At 40.3% G+C, this 19,587-nt stretch carries 13 protein-coding genes; 7 read left to right on the top strand and 6 right to left on the bottom strand.

All coding sequences use genetic code 11. The features are described 5' to 3' along the window. Positions 1-422 precede the first annotated feature (422 nt). The 4 genes from MA_RS10400 to MA_RS26850 form a co-directional block, all read right to left on the bottom strand. Positions 423-737: a hypothetical protein gene (locus MA_RS10400; protein ID WP_157860170.1), complete on the bottom strand. Its 315-nt coding sequence runs from the start codon at positions 735-737 to the stop codon at positions 423-425. 365 nt (positions 738-1,102) lie between these two features. Next, positions 1,103-1,894 (bottom strand): fasciclin domain-containing protein, encoded by a 792-nt coding sequence (locus MA_RS28555; RefSeq protein ID WP_011021991.1) that lies wholly within the window; start codon positions 1,892-1,894, stop codon positions 1,103-1,105. A 444-nt stretch (positions 1,895-2,338) separates the two neighbouring features. Then, positions 2,339-3,508, bottom strand: coding sequence for an ATP-grasp domain-containing protein (locus MA_RS10390; RefSeq protein WP_011021990.1), 1,170 nt, complete (start codon positions 3,506-3,508; stop codon positions 2,339-2,341). A 200-nt stretch (positions 3,509-3,708) separates the two neighbouring features. Then, the gene (locus tag MA_RS26850) at positions 3,709-3,858 is read right to left on the bottom strand and encodes a hypothetical protein (protein WP_157860169.1); all 150 of its coding nucleotides are present in this window, start codon (positions 3,856-3,858) and stop codon (positions 3,709-3,711) included. A gap of 225 nt (positions 3,859-4,083) precedes the next feature. Here MA_RS26850 and MA_RS10385 point away from each other — a divergent pair, with 225 nt between their 5' ends. From MA_RS10385 to MA_RS24525, 4 genes are all read left to right on the top strand, one after another. Continuing rightward, entirely contained in the window at positions 4,084-4,344 is a 261-nt protein-coding gene (locus MA_RS10385) for a glyoxalase/bleomycin resistance/dioxygenase family protein (protein ID WP_011021989.1), read from the top strand. A 205-nt stretch (positions 4,345-4,549) separates the two neighbouring features. Beyond that, positions 4,550-5,479 carry a DUF5996 family protein gene (locus tag MA_RS10380; protein WP_048065279.1) on the top strand — a complete coding sequence of 310 codons (930 nt, stop codon included), beginning with the start codon at positions 4,550-4,552 and terminating at the stop codon, positions 5,477-5,479. Positions 5,480-5,615: 136 nt separating this feature from the next. Further along, positions 5,616-5,819 (top strand): hypothetical protein, encoded by a 204-nt coding sequence (locus MA_RS10375; RefSeq protein WP_011021987.1) that lies wholly within the window; start codon positions 5,616-5,618, stop codon positions 5,817-5,819. Positions 5,820-5,932: 113 nt separating this feature from the next. Beyond that, the gene (locus tag MA_RS24525) at positions 5,933-8,731 is read left to right on the top strand and encodes a PAS domain S-box protein (RefSeq protein ID WP_052279148.1); all 2,799 of its coding nucleotides are present in this window, start codon (positions 5,933-5,935) and stop codon (positions 8,729-8,731) included. A gap of 1,018 nt (positions 8,732-9,749) precedes the next feature. Here MA_RS24525 and MA_RS10360 read toward each other — a convergent pair. Next, entirely contained in the window at positions 9,750-12,908 is a 3,159-nt protein-coding gene (locus tag MA_RS10360) for a chemotaxis protein CheB (protein ID WP_011021984.1), read from the bottom strand. A 1,169-nt stretch (positions 12,909-14,077) separates the two neighbouring features. Between MA_RS10360 and MA_RS10350 the strand changes: the two genes are divergently transcribed. From MA_RS10350 to MA_RS10340, 3 genes are all read left to right on the top strand, one after another. Then, complete coding sequence (locus MA_RS10350) at positions 14,078-14,320, top strand: hypothetical protein (RefSeq protein ID WP_048065276.1); 243 nt, start codon at positions 14,078-14,080, stop codon at positions 14,318-14,320. Positions 14,321-15,035: 715 nt separating this feature from the next. Continuing rightward, positions 15,036-16,520: an IS1182-like element ISMac2 family transposase gene (locus tag MA_RS10345; protein WP_011021981.1), complete on the top strand. Its 1,485-nt coding sequence runs from the start codon at positions 15,036-15,038 to the stop codon at positions 16,518-16,520. A gap of 903 nt (positions 16,521-17,423) precedes the next feature. After that, positions 17,424-18,347 (top strand): helix-turn-helix transcriptional regulator, encoded by a 924-nt coding sequence (locus MA_RS10340; protein WP_226990819.1) that lies wholly within the window; start codon positions 17,424-17,426, stop codon positions 18,345-18,347. 825 nt (positions 18,348-19,172) lie between these two features. Here MA_RS10340 and MA_RS10335 read toward each other — a convergent pair. After that, entirely contained in the window at positions 19,173-19,526 is a 354-nt protein-coding gene (locus MA_RS10335; protein ID WP_157860168.1) for a hypothetical protein, read from the bottom strand. Positions 19,527-19,587 lie beyond the last annotated feature (61 nt).

Here is a 19,587-nt window from a genome sequence, read left to right as displayed (position 1 = left end):
CTTTTTCAGCTAATTGCATGTCTTCTTTTGCTCATGGTTTTTAGAGCCTATCCGAAAAGTGTTGTGACCTATTGTAACTTACCATTAGCAATATGCAAAACCGAAGAGGATGCCCTGCTATTATAGACCTGCTGTAACTTTTCGATCGCATTACCGACTTTTCGGATAGGCACTTAGTAGCCGAACCATATACTATTGAGCTCTGGTCCTAGAATCAGAAAATACAAATAAGTTATAAAAAAATGGAAAGATTAAAAAGTATTGAAAATTCTCTTGCGACTCTTGAGTCGTTCTCTTTATTTTTTCCTTATTGAGGTGGGATTATATCTTATCAATTTGATGAATAACCCCACTGTTTAAATTTACATTATAAGTTTTCTTTTTTATTTGTTATTTTTCCTTTTTAAACTCTTTTGCATTCGTCAAATTCTATCAGTCAAGTTCTCCCTCACAGCTGTTAAGTTTTCTCTTTTCTCTGATATATTTTCACTTAAATTTGATAAGTTTTCTCTTTTCTCTGATACATTTTCACTTAAATTCGATAAGTTTTCTTTTTTCCCTGATATATTTTCACTTAAATTTGATAAATTTTCTCTTTTTTCAGTTATGTTTTCACTTAAATTCGATAAGTTCTCTCTTTTTTCAGTTATATTTTCCTTTATATTTTCCACTCTATTTTCGTCTTCCGATGTATTTTGAGAACAGCCGGAAGCGAATAGCATTATTGAGACAAGCATTACCGTGATAAGCACAGTACCCAAAAATCTTATCTTGCTGATAATCTCTCCCCCATTCAGGCTTAAACGTAAATAGAAAAATATGTCCCCTATGTATATTATATATATGATTATATAATTCTTCCCTTCATAGCTGCAACTTCTTTTCCAGTCTTTCGAGGACTTATCGAGGACTTAATTGGCTGATATTTTTCCAGAATATCAATGAAGGAGGCATTTCCCTTTGTTATTGGTGGACGACCAGATTAATGAAGAATCAAAACAGAAAAATCAGAACCGAAAAATGAAGAAGCAGAACCGAAAAATTGGAAAAGAAGAGAAGTATTAAAGCTTCTCACGACTCCAGCGTTTCTCTTTTAGTCAGTTCATGGAGAAGTCGTATTTTCCGCTCCACTGGGCGGGATTAGTACTTTATCTATCTGATGAATTACCCCATTGCTGGCTACGATATCCGCTTCTGTTATGTTTGCACCGCCAACCTGAACACCATTTTCTGTCACAGTGATGGGAAGTTCTTCTCCTTCAAGTGTCCTGACACTCGTCATGTTTTCAAGATTATTTTCCATCAGTATTTTACCGTCAACAATATGGTAAGTTAAGACTTTTTCCAGTTCCCTGGTATTGTTCTCAAGCGCGGGGATCGCGTTTTCAGGAAGTTCGTCGAAGGCTTCGTTAGTTGGAGCAAAAACAGTATAAATTCCCTCCTCGGCGAGAAGCGGCTCAAGTCCTGCAACGTTGAGAAGCTCAACAAAAGTTGTGAAGTTTCTGTCAGCTAACGCTTGCATGACATTTCTATCGCTTTTCTCGACAACATTTAATATTTCTTGAGGTACACCTTCAACTTCCTCTCCTAAATTCTCACGTTCAGTTTCTCTGTATTCGGTTCTATTTGTTTGATTCTCAGTCTCATTTAATAAACTTTCAGATTCGTTTTCTACAATTCCTGTTTCATTTTCTACAATTCCTGTTTCATTTTCTACTACTCTGGTTTCATTTTCTACAATTCCTGTTTCATTTTCTACAATTTCTGTTTCATTTTCGGCACTTTGCTGAGAACATCCTGAAGTGAATAGCATTAGTGCGATAAGCGTCACTGTAATGAATACAGTACCAAAAAGTTTTATTTTCCTGATGATTTCATCTCCCCTTTTATTCATAAAAAATGCAGTGGAAAAATATCCCCCATGAATAATACATACACATCGTTATATAATTTGTCATTAATATAACGCTGCTCCTCTTTAAGACGGTATTAATAAATTATTTCATTCAATAAGATGAATATTTCCAAGGTTCAGAATACAGTAAAAGCAATATTTTTTATCTATTCTCTTTTTTGGCGTCTTTTTCAGTATCAAATAGCTTTTTGAATCTTAAATAAATTCTATAAAATAGAATTAAAAAAGGTAAAAATTTTTGTTTGAGAACTTATCTGAGTTTCTTCTTATTTATCTGGATTCACACTATTAAACCGAAGTTACTGTTTGTGGCTCAGATATCCGGGCACAGGACTCTAGGGCTCTATAAGTGCTTGGCTCGGAATTCCAGGGATATAAGTGGAGGAAGAAGTCACTAGAGGGAAAAATCACCTGAGGGAAAAATCACCTGAAAGTGATGTACTCCTTCAGATCCGATTTCAGAATCCTTCCAATTTCTTCCCAGTTGCTGTTTCTGGTTTCCGTAAATATGTATCCGAAGAACCCGTATTTCTCAGGGTCGGATTTTCTGAGTTCCAGGGGCTTTTCAAAGTCTGAAAGCAGTTTTTCGTAATCGAAAGTTTGTACTGCTTTTGAATCTATTTCTGCAGGCTTGTTCAATACCACAAGGCAGAAGTTTTTTTCTTCTCTGTCTGCAAGGATCTTATCCCAGTCCGGTTCACGTTTTTCATGGAAATACCTGAAAGTGTTAATCCCGTAGGCGAAATATGCGATATCCGTTGTGCACCAGCCTGCAAAACGCATTGGGTTCAGCTCTATTGGTTGAATTCTCCTGTCTTCCCCTATTCGAATCTCGATATGGAGTGGAAAATTCTTAAGCCCGGCAAGTTTTCCTATCTCTTTCAAAAGGTCTTCTACAGTTTCCCTGTAAGTTTCCATAACGGCTTTCGAAGTAAAATATACCCTGTCACTAACATCGTTTTCCGAAGAAAATATATGCTTCAAGATATCGAGGACCACAGGTTTTCCGGCACTGTTGAAGTAAGCGTCAACCGCAAATTCTTCGCCTTCGATATTTTCTTCGATGATGAAGTTCCCCACATCAAGCACCTGAACCGGATAGCGTCCCTTTATTTCCTCTACTTCTGCTTTTATACGCTTGATGACTGGTGCCCAATCCTCATCGGTTGAAACCTTGTACACGCCAAGGCTGAAAAAGCCTACTGCAGGCTTTATAATGAAGGGCTTTTTTATTTCCTCAACCCGGATTTCGTCCAACTTTTCAAACTCAATGCCCTGGAAATAAAAGTCAGGGTATATTCTCTCCAGCAGTTTTCTGAATTTGATTTTGTTCTTAAAAAGCTCTATTTTCTCAGGCAGTCCTGTAAAGCCCAAATTTTCCGAAATCCAGCCAAGAGAATTTTCAGAATTGGAATAAAGGGAATATTCACCTTTTTCTTTCATTAATTCGATAAACTCGGCTTTTTCAAGAAGCTTCATCCCTTTTTCCTCACTTATTTCGGCTGCCATTTCATTTTTTAAAACAGGAATCTGCATTTCTACAGCGGTATCTTTCAAAAATTCAGAGACGTAGGGGTGGTCGAGGATTAACATTTTTTCTAACCTTTCTTATGATCGTTGAGCTTGGAAACCCGAATCTGTTAGGAGCTGAATTCGGATCGAAACCTGAATTTGGACAGGAACCTGAAGCCAGATAATAAGAGAAGTTAGTAATATTTATTTTGGCACTATTTATATCAGGATGTGTTGCAGAAAATGAGTTTTAATAGAAGGTTTTTGTCATCGGAATCTATTCAGCCGGTGGTATAAAGGATTGCAGCGAAAACCGGGACTGAGGCAGCACTGAGGACAATTATATCCGTATATGTCCTGAAAAGGACAATGAGCAGAGAAACCACGCCTGCGCCTATAAGGGGAGATATGTTTTCTCCAGATTTGGTCAATGAAGTTTTCTAAATTTACAAGCTCATTTCCCTAAAAATATCTGTTATAAAAAATATTGGTTATAAACTGGAGGGATAGACCGAATAATATACCTGAAGTACTCAATTAACTTCATTATTGGAACCCAAAAACATGAAAGTACTTCAAACCCTCTCCCGCCTCTACATTTCCGACCTTAACTCCTACCTCGAATTCTACGAAAAACTCCTCAGCACCCCCTCACCATGCGTTTCGAAATCCCACAAATCGGCCTGGAACTGGCTCAAATAGGAGACATTCTGCTAATAGTCGGCTCGGTTGAAGCTCTGAAACCTTTTGGAAGCACACAGGCTACATTTCTTGTCGATTCCCTCGATGAGTTCAGGGTTTATCTGGAAGAAAAAGGAGCAAAAATCATCCGGGGACCGGCAGAAGTTCCGACCGGCAGGAATATGCCAGTAAAACATCCTGAACATCCTGACGGGTCGGTAATAGAGTATGTGTAACACTCAAAAATATCTGAAAGTCAAACGTAAGCGGTAAGCTTCAAAGATCCTGTCCTAAAACCAATATCTTAAATTTTTTATTCGGGCGGAAAATGTTTTAATCTTATGAATCGACCTGTTTACATAAATAAATCATCTGACTCTAACAGGGTTATCGGTAAACCTTACCGTAGTAAATTTGGGGAATTTTGCGAGGGGGATAATCATGGTAAACAGCAGTATACGGGACGAACAGTTTCCGCCTTTGCCGATTGAAGAATGGGAAGATACTAAGAATACGCTGCACCTGTTTCTGCAGGTTGTGGGAAAAGTCAGACTTGCACTTCATCCAAAGATGAACCACTGGTGGCATGTGCCTTTTTATGTTTCGGTACGCGGGCTTACAACGGGACCGATTCCTTACGAGGGCATGATTTTTGAAATGGAGTTTAATTTCCGCGATGAAGGGCATGCTTTAAAGATCGAGACAAGTGTTGGGGACACAAGAAACGTGCCTTTGAAGGGGCTTTCAGTTGCGGGATTTTATGAGAAGGTGTTTTCAAATCTGAATGAACTCGGGATCGTAGCAGGGATCAGGCCTGTACCTTACGATATCCCGTGGACGACAGAGCCTTTTGCATCGGATTATCAGCATATGGCTTATGATGAGGCATATGTGAACAGGTTCTGGAGGATCCTTGTACAGGTCAATTCGATTTTTCAGGTCTTCCGGGGATGGTTTACTGGAAAAAGTTCGCCTGTACACTTTTTCTGGCACCATGCTGACCTTGCCCTTACTCTGTTTTCGGGCAGGTCTGCCCCTGTCAGGGAAGGGGCAAATCCCGTAGAACGTGAAGCGTCTTCGCATGAATTGATCAGCTACGGGTTCTGGGCAGGAGACCAGAATGTTCGGGAGCCGGCTTTTTATGCTTATATGCACCCGCAACCAGCTGGTTTCATGGACGAGCTGCTAAGCCCGAAAGAGGCTTTCTGGAGTCCGGAGGCCGGGCTTGCACTTCTCATGTATGGTGATGTCCGAAAGGCAGAGTCCCCGGAAAAGGCAGTACTCGATTTTCTTGAAAGCGTTTATCAGGCAGGGGTAAAAAGAGCAAAATGGGATATTGAAGCTTTCAGGCTTTCATCATCAGAGCAGTAGTTTGAAGAGCAGACCAAAAAACCTTTAGCCCTGCAAACAGCTGAAAATACTGGAAGGCTGATACACTGGAAAATCTGAAGAATAGCTGAACACGCTGGAAAACTGATATACTGGAAAGTCTGAAAAACAGCTAAAGATGCTGAAATTGCTGGAAAGAATGAAAATACTGGAGAAGCCCGGAAAACCTGGTGCTTGGTTTCGAAATAAAAATCGCATAAGAATTATATATTTCTTCTTAAATATTAATGTTGAAAAATTGTCAGGCAAATTGATCCTCTTTTCTAAAAATGAAATTATGGAGTTTAGCATCAATGCAAAAATAGCATCAATGCAAAAATAGCATCAATGCGAAAATGATTTCAGAAGGTTCCTGTATAATTAGAATATTGCCCAAGAAGAAATGCATGATTTAAACATGTGCTTTTTGATTTTTTTGTATTGGGGAGAAGCGGAATGAGAAAAAAACTGCGAAGTTCTGGTGTCGATATTATTGGCGACGTTCCCTGGGGAACACACTTCTGCCAGTTCTACCATACAAAAAAAGATTTGATGGATGTACTGGCCTCCTATTTCAAGGCTGGACTGGAAAATAATGAATTTTGCATGTGGGTTACATCTCAACCCTCGGAAACGGAAGAGGCAAAAGAAGCCCTCAGAAAGGCTGTGCATGATTTCGATGTTTACCTGGAGAAGGGACAAATCGAAATTGTTTCTTCCACTCACTGGTATGTACAAGAGGGTTCTTTTGATTCGGAAAGAGTATTGAACTGCTGGATCGAAAAACTCAATAAGGCCTTGGCCAGTGGGTATGACGGTTTGAGGTTGAGAGAGAATCCTTTCTGGCAGGAAAAAAAGGACTGGAGTAGTTTTGATAATTATGAAAAAGAACTGGATCGGATTATCGGTAACTACCGGATGATCTCTCTCTGCACCTATTCTCTTGACAGGTGCGACGCGACTGAGATCATTGATGTGGTTAGCAAGCACCAGTTTGCTCTGATCAAAAGGAACGGAAAATGGGAGCAGATAGAAAATTCCAGGCGTGTGAAGATAGAAGATAAAATTCAGACACTCGCGAATATTGTGGAAACGTCGGACGATGCCATTATAACCGAGTCCCTTGATGGCGTTATTATCAGCTGGAATAAAGGTGCCGAACGGATTTATGGATATTCGGCTAAGGAAATTCTGGGGAAGTCCATCTCCACCCTTGAGCCCCCTATACTGGTCGAAGAAACAAGAGAATTGAACGAACTGATTAGACAGGAAGATAAAATTCACCATTATGAAACTTTACGTTCAAGAAAGGACGGTGAGATCATAAATGTCTCACTTAGTGTTTCTCCAATTTTTGATGTCTCCGAAAATCTGAGCGCAATCCTGGTCATCGCCAGGGATATAACCGGAAGTAAAAAAGCAGATGAAAAACTCAAGAAAAGCGAGGAAAGATACAGGATTGTCACAGAGCAAACAGGGCAGGTGATATATGACTACGATATAAGAACGGATAAATGCAGCTGGGCGGGAGCCATAGAAGAAGTTACGGGATATAGTTCTGAAGAATTTCAGAAACTTGGCAAGAATGTCTGGATTAAGAATATCAAGCCCCTAAATACAAATTGTGCGGAAAGAAAATCCCGGGGTGTGAGAAGGGAAGAGAACAGGTTTAAAGAAGAATTAATGTTTAGAAGAAAAGACGGAACCAGCATTTACATAGAAAACAGAGGGGTCTGCCTTACAAATTCTGAAGGTTATCTTTACGGGGCTATCGGAGTACTGAAAGACATTACAGGTTCCAGGCTTGCAAAAATTCAGCTTCAGGAAAGCGAAGAAAGATATCGTATAGCAACCGAAAGGACAGGGCAGGCTGTATTCGATTTTAATCTCAACACATTCGAACTGAGATTGGCGGGGGCCGTCCGGGAAGTAACAGGGTACGATCCGGAGGAGCTGGGAAATCTGGATAAATCGGTCCTGATAGAATATGTGCACCCTGAAGACAGAACCGAACTGCTTGATACGCTCGGAAAGTCTTTTGAGGAAAAGAAAAAATTTCAGGCAGAAAATAAATTCCAGGTAGAATTCAGGCTCAGAAATAGGGATGGGAACTACATTTATGCCGAAAGTCGCGGCATCTGGCTGACAGACGGCAGTGGGGAGATACATAGAGCCATCGGGGTAATTAAAGATATTACGGACCAGATACTTTCAATAAAAAAAGTTGAAGATAGTGAGAAGAAATACCGCTCTTTCATACAGAATTTCCACGGCATTATTTATCAGGCTGATGAAAACTTTGTTCCTATATTTCTGCATGGGGCTATTGAAGAGCTCACAGGGTACAGGGCAAAGGAGTTTACATCCAGGGTTAACTGGAAAGACCTAATTTATCCGGATGACCTGCCTCTTGTTGTAAAAGAAGAGGAAAAGATTAAAAGTTCTCAGTCTGCTGATTATGGAGAACTCGAATATCGTATAAGGCACAGGGATGGGAGGATCAGATGGGTTGATGAAATTTACCAGAAAATTCAGGGAAATGATGGAAATCCGGGATTCTATCAGAGCACGATTTATGATGTAACCGAAAGAAAAGAGGCGGAAAATTTCGTTGCGAATATCGAAGCTGCCCGCAAAAAGGAAATCCACCACAGGATCAAGAATAATTTGCAGGTAATCTCGTCCCTGCTCAGTCTCCAGGCAGAAAAGTTCCGGGATCAGGAGGTACTCGAAGCTTTCAGGGAAAGTCAGGACCGGATAATCTCAATGACCCTTATCCACGAAGAACTCTATAAAGGAGGAGGAACCGATACACTGAACTTCTCAAAATATATTCAAAAATTAACTGAAAACCTCTTCCGGATCTACGGCCTTAAAAGTAAAAATATCTGCCTGTTTATGGATTTGGAAGAAAATGCCTTCTTTAATATGGATACTGCGGTCCCGCTGGGAATAATTGTTAACGAACTCGTCTCCAATTCCCTCAAATATGCATTTATCGATAAGCAGGAAGGAGAAATTCGGATCTGCCTTTGCAGGGAAGAAAAGAATGATGGAATGAACAGGTCCCTTTTCAGCCTTATAATTTCGGATAATGGAACAGGAATTCCTGAAAATGTAGAGTTGGAAAACGTTGAGTCACTAGGACTGCAGCTAGTAAACATCCTTATTGATCAGCTGGATGGAGAAATCGAGCTTAAGCGAGATCATGGGACAGAATTTAGAATTAATTTCGAGGTAGCGGAAGAATCATAAGTTCCATTAATTAATGAACAGCAGGTGTTTTTTGCGACAAAAAAAATCAGGAAAAACATGATCAAGAATCTCTGGAATAAAAAACATCAGATAAAAACATCAGATAAAAACATCAGATAAAAACATCAGATAAAAACATCAGATAAAAACATCAGGTAAAAATATCAGGTAAAAATATCAGGTAAAAATATCAGGTAAAAATATCAGGTAAAAATTGAAGGAAAGCCCGGAAGATTTATGTCCTTTTTACTGTAGACCCCGAGATAGTAGCTCCAAAGATATTTTCCCCAAAATATTCATTCGGAACAGGACAATTGTCTTCCAGGCAATTCTTTTCTGACATACCTTCCCGGTTATTCCCGCTCTTTTTGGCCTATCTTCCCCGTTATAATATACAACGTCTCGTTGTTATTTTAAATTAATTATCAGAAAAATTGTTTCTTAGCAAAAGTTAGTCCTGCATAAAATGTTTTAAAACCAAACAACAATTTAATATTAATTATGTTTTTTTAATTTCTCGGGGCATTCAGAAAATTCAGCGCGGAGTTTTTTCTTGAAAGGCAATGCAAGATAATTTTATTCAAAATCCCGGCTTTAAGGGTTCGATAAGAATTCTTATATCTATTCTATAAAAAATTGAAAGTGTTTGTATTTTGGCTTCGTACAAATTTATCAAAATCAACTTTAATAAGCCGAAAATAAATCAGTAAAAAGACATCAGGCCATTCAGCTAAAATTAATTGTGATTCCTTATTTAGAGGATTTCCACAGACCCTGAACCATTTTTTAATCAGGTGGAGATTTTGGGAATTTTCCTCATGCCTGTACCTGGCAAGCATAGCTTTTGCATCTCCATCCCTCTCCGATGCGCCCGGCCTGCGGAGTAAACGCACGTCGTCTTCAACACAAAGACGATTCCGGTTTTTCCGGCACCCAGAAGGCACCTGGAAGTTTTTTATCCGCCAATCCCTCAACCTTTTTTTGCGAAAGTTAGCCAGCTATCTGAGCATATCCTTTTTCAGTTATTGCCTTCCTTCTGTCTTCTTCCTGATTTTATCTCCCGCTCTGTAGTTGAAATAGCATATACCTCGCCGGCTTCATTTACCAGTGGAGAGGCGGTCAGCCATATATTCACTATCCTGTCATCCTTACTGAGCCGCCGGGTGCAGTAAGGTTTCAGGTCCTCAGCCTGACTAAGCCTCTTCACCATTTCCAGCTCTTCTTCTTTCTGTTTCTGTGGAATCATGCTGCTAATATTCATCTTCAGGGCCTCGGCTTCACTCCAGCCGTACATCTTCTCGGCCTTTTGGTTCCAGGCCATGATGTGACCCTCCAAGTCCTGTAATGTTATAGCATCATTCGAGTCGCGCACGACAACTGAGGATAGGCGGTGAATCGAAGCCTCGGATTCCTTCAGCAACTCCCTCGTCTGCTTCAATTCGGTAATCTCAATGAAGGTTATCACCGCTCCTTTAATGACATTTTCAAGGGTGCGGTAAGGCCGGATGCGCATCAGGTACCACGTGCCGTCCCGGGTCTGGACTTCAATTTCTTTAGGAGTCAGGTTGTCAAGTACCTCCCTCACATCCTCTGTCAGGCGGTCATATCCCAGCATGTTTGAGACAATGTCCCCTACAGGCCTGCCCACATCGGTCGGGATCAGTTTGATCACCCGTGTGACGGCAGGGGTAAAACGCATAATACGCATATGATAGTCGACGAAAATGGTGCCTATGTCAGTGCCTGCAAGCAGGTTGTTCATATCGTTATTGGCCTGAGACAGGTCAGCAACCCTATTCTGCAGTTCGGCATTGACCGTGGCCAGTTCCTCGTTTACCGACTGCAGTTCCTCCTTTGAGCTCTCCAGCTCCTCATTGGCGGATTGTAGTTCCTCATTTATTGACTGCATTTCTTCATTTGAGGATTTTAGTTCTTCATTGGAGGTCTCCAGCTCTTCATTGGCAGCCCTGAGGTCTTCTTCCTTGGTCTGCAGTTCCTTCATCAGCGCCGAAACGCGCTCATCAACTTCTCCTTTGCTCTCGGTAATTCCTTTTATTAAATCCTCGGAAACTGCTTTCCCGAGTATATTCTGTTCGGCCTTCGGAGGTTCTTCAAAAGTGATCAGGAACAGGTCCGGCTCTTCTGCATCAGGACCTGAAACCACAGGTAGCAACGCAAGATTGACGGTAGTGAAGTCGCCGTTGGTTTTGACCCTCAGCCCGGAGTAAAATAATGATCTTTTATCGATTGCTGCTCTGTGCAGGGCCGTAGCCAGCCTGTTGGCCAAACCCTCGCGTGCCATCTTCAGAATGTTCATACCAGCTTCGCCCGGAGCCGGTTCCAGGTACATGCCTGTACGACCATGTATATAAAGGATGTCGCCTTTTTCGTTTACGAGCGCACTTACAGGGGCATAATGTTGAAGCAGGATACGCTCGGTCAACTCACGAAACTTAGGCCTGCCTCCGGGGGGGGTCTCTTCAAAAATTTTTCGAATCACTTTGGGTTCAATTCTTGGTGGGATTAAAGTCACTATGGAGCGGAGTTGTTCATTTCCAACATTCGGTTTACTCTGGTAGAGCTTCGCTTTGCGGTCTAACGTGTCAAAAAGGTTCATGAACCCGTTCACGGTCTCGGAGGAGCCGAGGAAGAGAAATTTGCCGGGGTTCAACGCGTAGTAGAAGAGAGGGATGAGTCTCTTCTGCAGTTCCCCGTCCATATAAATCAGCACGTTGCGGCAGCTGAGCAGGTCGAGTTTGGAGAACGGGGGGTCTTTGACAAGGTCGTGCTCTGAGAAGATTACCATGTCACGGATGTTTTTTCGGATGCGGTAGTTGCCGTCCGGGCCCTGTGTGAAGAAGCGCTCCAACCTTTCCTCCGAGACATCGACCGAGATGCTGGGAGGATAGGTGCCGATGCGGGCCTCTTCGATTGCCTGACTGTCGATATCTGTTGCGAAAATTTGTACATTGAAAGTTTGCTTCAATGCCTCCATATGTTCTTGAAGCAGGATGCCGATCGAATAAGCTTCCTCGCCTGTGGAACAGCCGGGCACCCAAACCCGTATCGATTCGCCTGCGTACTTGCCGACAAAGAGATTGGGGATAATTTTTTTCTGAAACGCATCAAATGCCTTGGGATTACGGAAAAAATTGGTGACGCTGATCAGGAAGTCGCGAAAGAGCGCTTCTACCTCTGCAGGTTTTTGCTCTAAATAATCCACATATTCATCTATTTTCTTGATATTGTGGACGGCCATACGCCGCTCGACACGTCGGACGATAGTGCCCTTCTTGTAATGGGAAAAATCGTGGCTGGTATGGGCAAACACCAGGTTGAATATTTTCTTCATCGCGTCTTCAGCCCTGGAGACCGGCTGGGTTATTTTCCCGAAGGCCTGAGTAACATAGGCAATGAGCTGGGCAGGCATTTCTTCCGGCGGCAAGATGTAGTCTGCCAGACCGGTGTCGATGACGCTACGGGGCATGCTGTCGTATTCGCTGGATTCGGGAGATTGTGCCATCACCATCCCGCCTTCAGCCTTGATTGCCCTTACTCCCAGAGTGCCGTCGCTGCCTGTGCCTGAAAGCACGATTCCGATGGCCTGCTCTTTCTTTTCCTCGGCCAGGGAGCGGAAGAAGAAATCAATCGGCGTACGGTGCCCGTGCGGCTCGACCGGTTCCAGCAGGTGCAGTTCACTCTCACGATAAACCATGTTTCTGTTAGGCGGAATGACATAAACGCAGTTAGGCTTGACGTCCATCCCGTCCTTAACCTCATAAACCGGCATATTTGTGTAGCGCCCTATCAGGGTGTGGAGGATGCTCTTGTGTTTCGGGTCAAGGTGCTGTACCAGGACAAAGGCCATGCCCGGTCCAGGGCTGTCAGGCATGGACGAAAAGAAAGCTTCGAATGCAGCCAGCCCCCCAGCCGACGCGCCGACGCCCACAACGGGAAAGTCCTCTTTTGTGAATTTATCAGAATTCTTATTCGAAACAGGAAGTTCACTGGTAGAGGTTTCTTTTCCTATCTGCTTTTCTCCCGGCTTCTTTTCCTCTTCTGGCATCTTTTCCTTTTCCGGGTTCTTTTCCCCTTCGGGTATCTTTTCCTCTTCCGGCATCTTTTCCTCTTTTGATACCTGTGTTTTCTCTTTGCTCTTGGTTTCACCTGTGCCCATGTTGTCGCATCCTTTCGTCCCTGAACCTGAATCTTTGGAATGACCTTATCAGTATTCTATTATAGAAGTTACATTCAGATATATATGAAAGTTACATTCAGATATGCATAAATCCGGATACTGAACTTTAAAGATGAAATCCGGGAATTTTTCCACCGGAGAGGATATTTTTTAAATATTTACATCCAATCGATTTAATTTTTAGTTTAATCTATTTTCGGTTGTTGAATCGTGAAAATACATATATGTAAACAGCCTGAAGATTTGATAATATTCTCAATTGAAGTTGTTGATGTACTTAATAATAAGTTAATAAGGATCTATGTATTTAATAAGTTAATAAGGATCTATGTATTGAAAGTACAAAAATAGGTGTATCAGACGTTCTATTTTGGCTTCAGGTTTTTTACGGTTAAAAGTCTAATGTTATCCACTTCTCAGTAACCTCAAATCCTGCTGATTTTCTTCCGGGAACCAAATACTCATATCTGGAACATGTATGAACCGTTGATTGAGTCCAAAATTCCAAACTGAAAAAAGCTCTTATTGGGAACAATTAGGGATAATATAATTTTTAAAAGGCTTGATAAATATTTAATCCATTATTTATGATTTTATTTTGAATTAAAAGTTTAGAAATGCTTATTTTTTAAATCAAATTTTATTTGCTTCTCCTCAGTAAGTATATTTATATTTAAACCGGTTAATATTAACGCTAACAACCGACAGACAGCTGACAAGACAATTGGAATGAATTTTACCAGGGCCAAGGAGAAAGTGTAAATGGTCCTCATAGAAAGCATCAATGTGGTCAAACTTCGTTTCAGTCAATATTGTTGGAGCACTGAGCTAATCGAGTCAACAATTTACGGATTTAATCTCCTGATGAATATTGAAGCCTCAGGAGCGACAACTTGGGGAGCAAGTGATTTGGGGATTAAGTTTCAAAGGTCAAATTCTTGCCTGTAAATCCAATCACTGGATTGTAGAAATCACCGGATTTCAGAACAGGGTCTGTTCATCAGTGTGTAAATTATTTTCATACAACTGAACACGATTGGGAGCATAATTTATGAGAACTAAAAAATTTGACAGATCAAAAAAGACTCTTGCTATTTTGCTGTTACTTTGCTTTGTATTGTCAGTGACAGCTACGTTGGTGAGCGCAGATGAAAATATTAAGTATGGCAAGAGTAAAGCTGGCTACAAAGCTGGCTACAGCAAAGGCTACGAAGAAGGTAAAATACAGGGTCAGAACGACTGTGGGCAATACGGCAGCACAGAAGTTCTCAATAAAATACCTACTCCTTTCAACAAATCCAGCTGGACCAAAGATTACACAGAAAGCTACAACAAAGGCTACAAAGATGGATATTTCGATGGCTACACTAAAAGTAGATACGAATGCTTGAAATGAGGAATAAGCCCCTTGAAATTTAAAACCTTAACTCCGCCATTTTTAGGGGATAAGTATGTCTTATTCATAAATTATCAGCATCATCTGCCTCTAACGTGAAAACTTTCGTTTGTTTTTCACATTCCCTAATAGGGAACACATCCTATTGGAGAGGGAGGATTGCAGAATGCCTCTTGATTTGGAATATGAGCTTCATTTTCAATCCTTATTCCCTAATTCGTCCGAGTTAAGGTTAAAATTAAAAGATTTCAATCCCTGAGATGATGCCCGGTACGGTGTTTTTCTGCAAAAGTTTCTATTTTAGAGTTCCTGTTTGAGAATCCTTTCCCGGGTCTTATGACGGGTATGGTTCTCGGCTTTTTAATCCTTTTTAGTAGCTTTTTTCTTACTTCGAAAATAAATGAAGTATCCATACACGAATATGACCTGTAGAGGTCAGGAACATGTAAACTCATTTTTCGAGGAGAAAAATTTCATGAATTAGGTGTTGCCATAATCTTATGCTTGGAAGTCAAATAGCCTGTTTCCGAAGATTAAATATCTTCTCCCAGGATTAGATTTCTTTTTTCTATTTTTTTCATAACAGGCTGTCTCAAAACTATGCTTGATTGTACATTTGGGTAAGAATTATTAGGAACATTTATCTTTTTAAATATATATCTTTATATTAAAAATATATTGTTTGAGAAAATTACCCCCAGTGTCTCACCATGTTCAAAAGGTATGATCAAAAGCAGCAATTTTTACTTCCATTTAACCTGGAAGAGTTTGTTCCTGAAAACCATATTGCCAGAGTGCTAAACGACATCATAGACGTCATCGATATTAGTGCTATTGAATCCACTTATTCTGAGGAAGGCTGCCCTGCCTATCATCCACGACTTCTTTTAAAAATCTTACTTTATGGATACCTGATAAACATCAGAAGCTCACGTAAGATAGAGCAAATGACCCAAACTGATACTGCTTTTATGTACCTTGCAGCCATGCAAAAACCTGATTTCCACACAATATGTCGCTTCCGTTCAACTCATCTTGGCCCCATTAAAGAAATCTTTTCTCAGGTTGTCACGTTTTGCAAAGAAATGGATCTGATTGGTTCCAGTATCTCAATTGACGGAACAAAGGTTAAGGCAAACGCTTCTCCAAGACAAAGCAAGAGCTCGGATGCTCTCGAAAAAGAAATTGACAAGATACTCAAAGAGAGCATTGAAACCGATAAACATGAAGATGAAATTTACGGTGACTCGACACCTTACCAGATTCCAGAAGAACTGGTTGACAAGAAGAAAAGATTAGAGAAAATTAAGGCTGCTAAGAAAAAGCTCGATGAAGAAAAGCTGAAAAAAGTAAACATTACAGACAACGATGCTCGAATTATGAAGCATAAAGATGGAAGCAAGAAACCTTCCTATAATTGTCAGGTTGCTGTTGATGAAAAGGAACAAATAATCGTTGCAGCAGACGTGGTCAACGAAGAAAACGACTTGCATCAGATGGAACCAATGATACAGAATGTAAAAAATACACTGGGGGATAAACCAACAATAGTGCTTGCAGATGCAGGTTATTTCTCATACGATAATGTAGAATTTTTACTCAATGAAGAAATTGATGCTTATATTCCCGACAACTTCTATAAAGCTGAAAAAGAAGGAAAAACCAGGAAGTTCAGGAAAGCTCTTTTTAAATACGATGAAGAAAAGGACTGCTATTATTGTCCTGCTGCATTTGAAATTCCCTTTATAAGAATACAAAAGAGGAAAGGTGAACCTGATTTAAGATATTATGTATGTAGCTATTGTTCTAAGTGTGTGTTGAAAAATGCATGTACTATGAGTGGAAAAAGGACAATAACAAGAGATCCTCGAGAACATTTAATGGAGGATATGAGGGCTAAACTGAATACAGAAAAGGGTACGGAAAAGTATCAGAAAAGAATGTCTACCGTAGAACCTGTGTTTGGTCAGATGAAACAGGATAGAGGATTCAGGGAATTTCTGTTGAGAGGGAAAGGAAAGACAAAAATTGAATTTGTTATGATGTGTACCGTACACAACATAAGGAAAATAGCGGATTTCATGAAGAGGGAAGGTAAAAACCTGAAAGAAATTCTGAATATGATTACTAGAAGAGGAAATGAATGTGGGAATAGATGGGGAAGTGTAGCAGGAATGGCGCATAAGTTATGGTGATCAGTGAAAATTAATCTATTCTTGTCGAAATGAAATAAAAATTGAGATGGGATATTACCCAATTGTAGAATAAGGAATGGTTTTGAGACAGCCTGATAATCAAGGTTTTGCAAGTTTCTATGTATAATTATGCCAATAAATTGAATTTTTTAACATCACATGTGTGTGTTGTTGCAATACTATAACCATCACTTATTTAAATATAAATTAATAATAAATGATATATTTATCTACCATATGTCCTAACTTAATTGTGAGCAGTTGCCCTGATCAATTAGATTTTATTTCGTAAAGTAAAATGTAAATTGTTTCGCGGATTAATGAAGTCAACTTATAATATCAACTCATAGCGTCGATTTATAGATTGGTATCAAATTGGCCGAATCGCATAGTTTGAATAATCGCTCTTGATTGTGATTCGAAAGCAGACCATAGAATAACTAATATTGAATACAGAAATGGATTTTGGTAGATTCAGTAATTAGTACTACATGTCAAATGGGGAAAGCACTACACATCAAATGGGGATTGGGAGAAGCTATAATATATAAGAAATAAATCAATGGGCATCAAAAAGGTCGCAATGAGCCAGCTTCAAAATTTTATATTATTTGAATTTATAAGGTAATTTTGAAACCTGCTCGCAAATAGCAAAATCCATATTGGTCATGGGGGATAACAGAGTCCAAATTGGATCATGGGGGATAACAGAGTCCAAATTGGATCATGGGGGACAATAGAATCCAGATTGGATCCGGGGTGCGATTCGGTGATCAAACCTGAAAAATAAATATCTCCTGTATTCGAGAAAAACATCTCCTATATTCGGAAAAATGTAGAGAAATTTTTGCTTGTAATTTTGAAACTGATCCCACGCCTCAATTTACAATTATGGATTTGTTGATGGAAATGAATCTGAGGTTCTACATTATTTGCATTGCTGCTTTACTCACTTTACTTGCATCTGCTTCACTTGCTTTAGGGGTGCCTTTCTTAGAAGACAACAACGTCACTGCAACAGTCCATGGGGCAACCTATGCCAAGGACACTCTTGAGCTCCTGAACGATACAGTGATTAGTATAAATTCCACTCCCTCTCAATCAATGGTAGCAAAAGACGGCATTTATTCTTTTGAACTGGCTCCCGGAGACTATGCTATCACAGCCAGGTATTACCGTAATAATACTCTCATCTATTCGAAAGAAACCACTTTCAAGATTGAAGGGGAAGGAAATTACGTGTTTGATCTCTTGCTTTATCCTGTCTCCGAATATCCGGTAACAGAACCAATTCAGGACTCCTACAGCATAGACCCCCCCGAAACTATCGGGATTGGTCCTTCAACTACAGATTACCTGCCAATAAGTTACCTGTCAATAGTCTTTGTGCTTATTCTGCTGCTTGGTGGAGGCTATAAATTTTCCAGCAAACACAAAAACACGAATAAAAATAAATTTCAGGAAAGAAAGTTCGATATACCCGGGATTCTGGTAAAAGTCCCCGGTAGAAGCACCGGTTTGGGGGTGAGATCCGAAAGTTCCGGAGGAGCAGTCTCCTTAACAGAGCCAATAATAGAACCTGCAGGTAATCCGGATATTGAAACTGCTGCTCTAAACAGAATTCCTCTCTCTCCAGAGCTTTGTGAAGTCCTGGACATAATTCGAGGCCATAAGGGTAGGATTACCCAGAAAGACTTGCGCAGCAAGCTGGATTATTCCGAAGTAAAAGTCAGTCTCATGCTCTCCGAACTGGAAAAAAGGGGCCTGATTCGGAAGCTCAGGAACGGACGTGAGAATATTTTGGTTTTAGTAGACGAAGAACACTGAAAGTCCGGCGACTTAACATTTTCACTTATCTTTGACCTTTTCACTTATTTTTAGCATCTCTAAATTTAGGTTATGCTATTCTAAATGTGCTTCTAAGTTATGACATTTAAAGTTGGCTGGTGTATCCCGCTGTAAGCAATAAAGTATTCGACTGAAATAAAGCCGTTTTTTCTTAGAATCAGGTGCTTCTTTGTTTATCTCGTTAAAACCTGTAGCCGGACGATTTCTGGGTTGCAGAAGGCGTTTACAGGAGCCTGGCAAGGTCCGAGCATTTTACCTGGGATATTTCCCCATCTTGTGCTCTGCCGAAGATACCTGAACACAGGACGGTATTTGGACTGAAACTTATGGCTCGATCTATTTTAAAGGCATACATTCAGGCATACATTCAGTAACTATATCGATGCTGGAACGACATTACCAGACGAGATTACCAGACGAGATTACCAGACGAGATTACCAGACGGGATTACCAGATGACATTAACAGAAGTGATATGAGAGAAGAATTCTGAAGTTTTTACTAAAAACTCTTGACCTGAAAAGACAGGAATCATCTGGAGAAATGAGGCATCATTGGTTAGAGAAAAAGGCAGAACGGGTTAGGACTTACACAGTAGATTGACTGGAAAACCAGCAGCATGAGACTTTAAAAGGAATATTCAAATCACAATCACTATTACAGACCTGCTAGTGCCTCAGTTTGAACCTTATATGTGTAATTCCTATCCCATTGGGCTCTATATTTTGTGAATAGTTGTTACTCGCCACGTAAACGATTTTGTGTAAGGGCTTATGTCGCTATCTTCCGTTGAAGATTCCCAAGTTAGCTAAAGATTCCATGGTTAAATTTTAAGAGTTTCAATTCCCAGTGACCGGGAACCCATATTCTGATTACCTTTTTGGTTGCTGTTCCGTGGTGATGCTTGTCGTAACTATCCGTCTTTATTACTTTAAACTCATAGTGGCCGGGAACCCATACCCATATCCAAAATTTCTGTTTCCAGCTGTGTATGTTCTTACCTTTATCATTTTTCAGAGATTTGGCGCTACCATCGTTGATGATTTTCTTATCCCTGTACTTATTTTGATCAGCTCCCCCCGCGCTTGCTGCTGCAGCGGTTACTGATAGTACAAAGCAAACTGCTAGAAAGATACCAATTATCTTTTTCATTTTCAAGCTTTGATCCACTCCCAAAACTATTCCCAAAACGATTGTAAAAGTTATCTTTAAAAAAAGT

The sequence above is a fragment of the Methanosarcina acetivorans C2A genome (genome assembly GCF_000007345.1).
GTDB classification, from domain to species: Archaea; Halobacteriota; Methanosarcinia; order Methanosarcinales; family Methanosarcinaceae; genus Methanosarcina; species Methanosarcina acetivorans.
The sequence above is the reverse complement of the archived record's forward strand: the minus strand, read 5'-3'. Positions and strand labels throughout refer to the sequence as shown.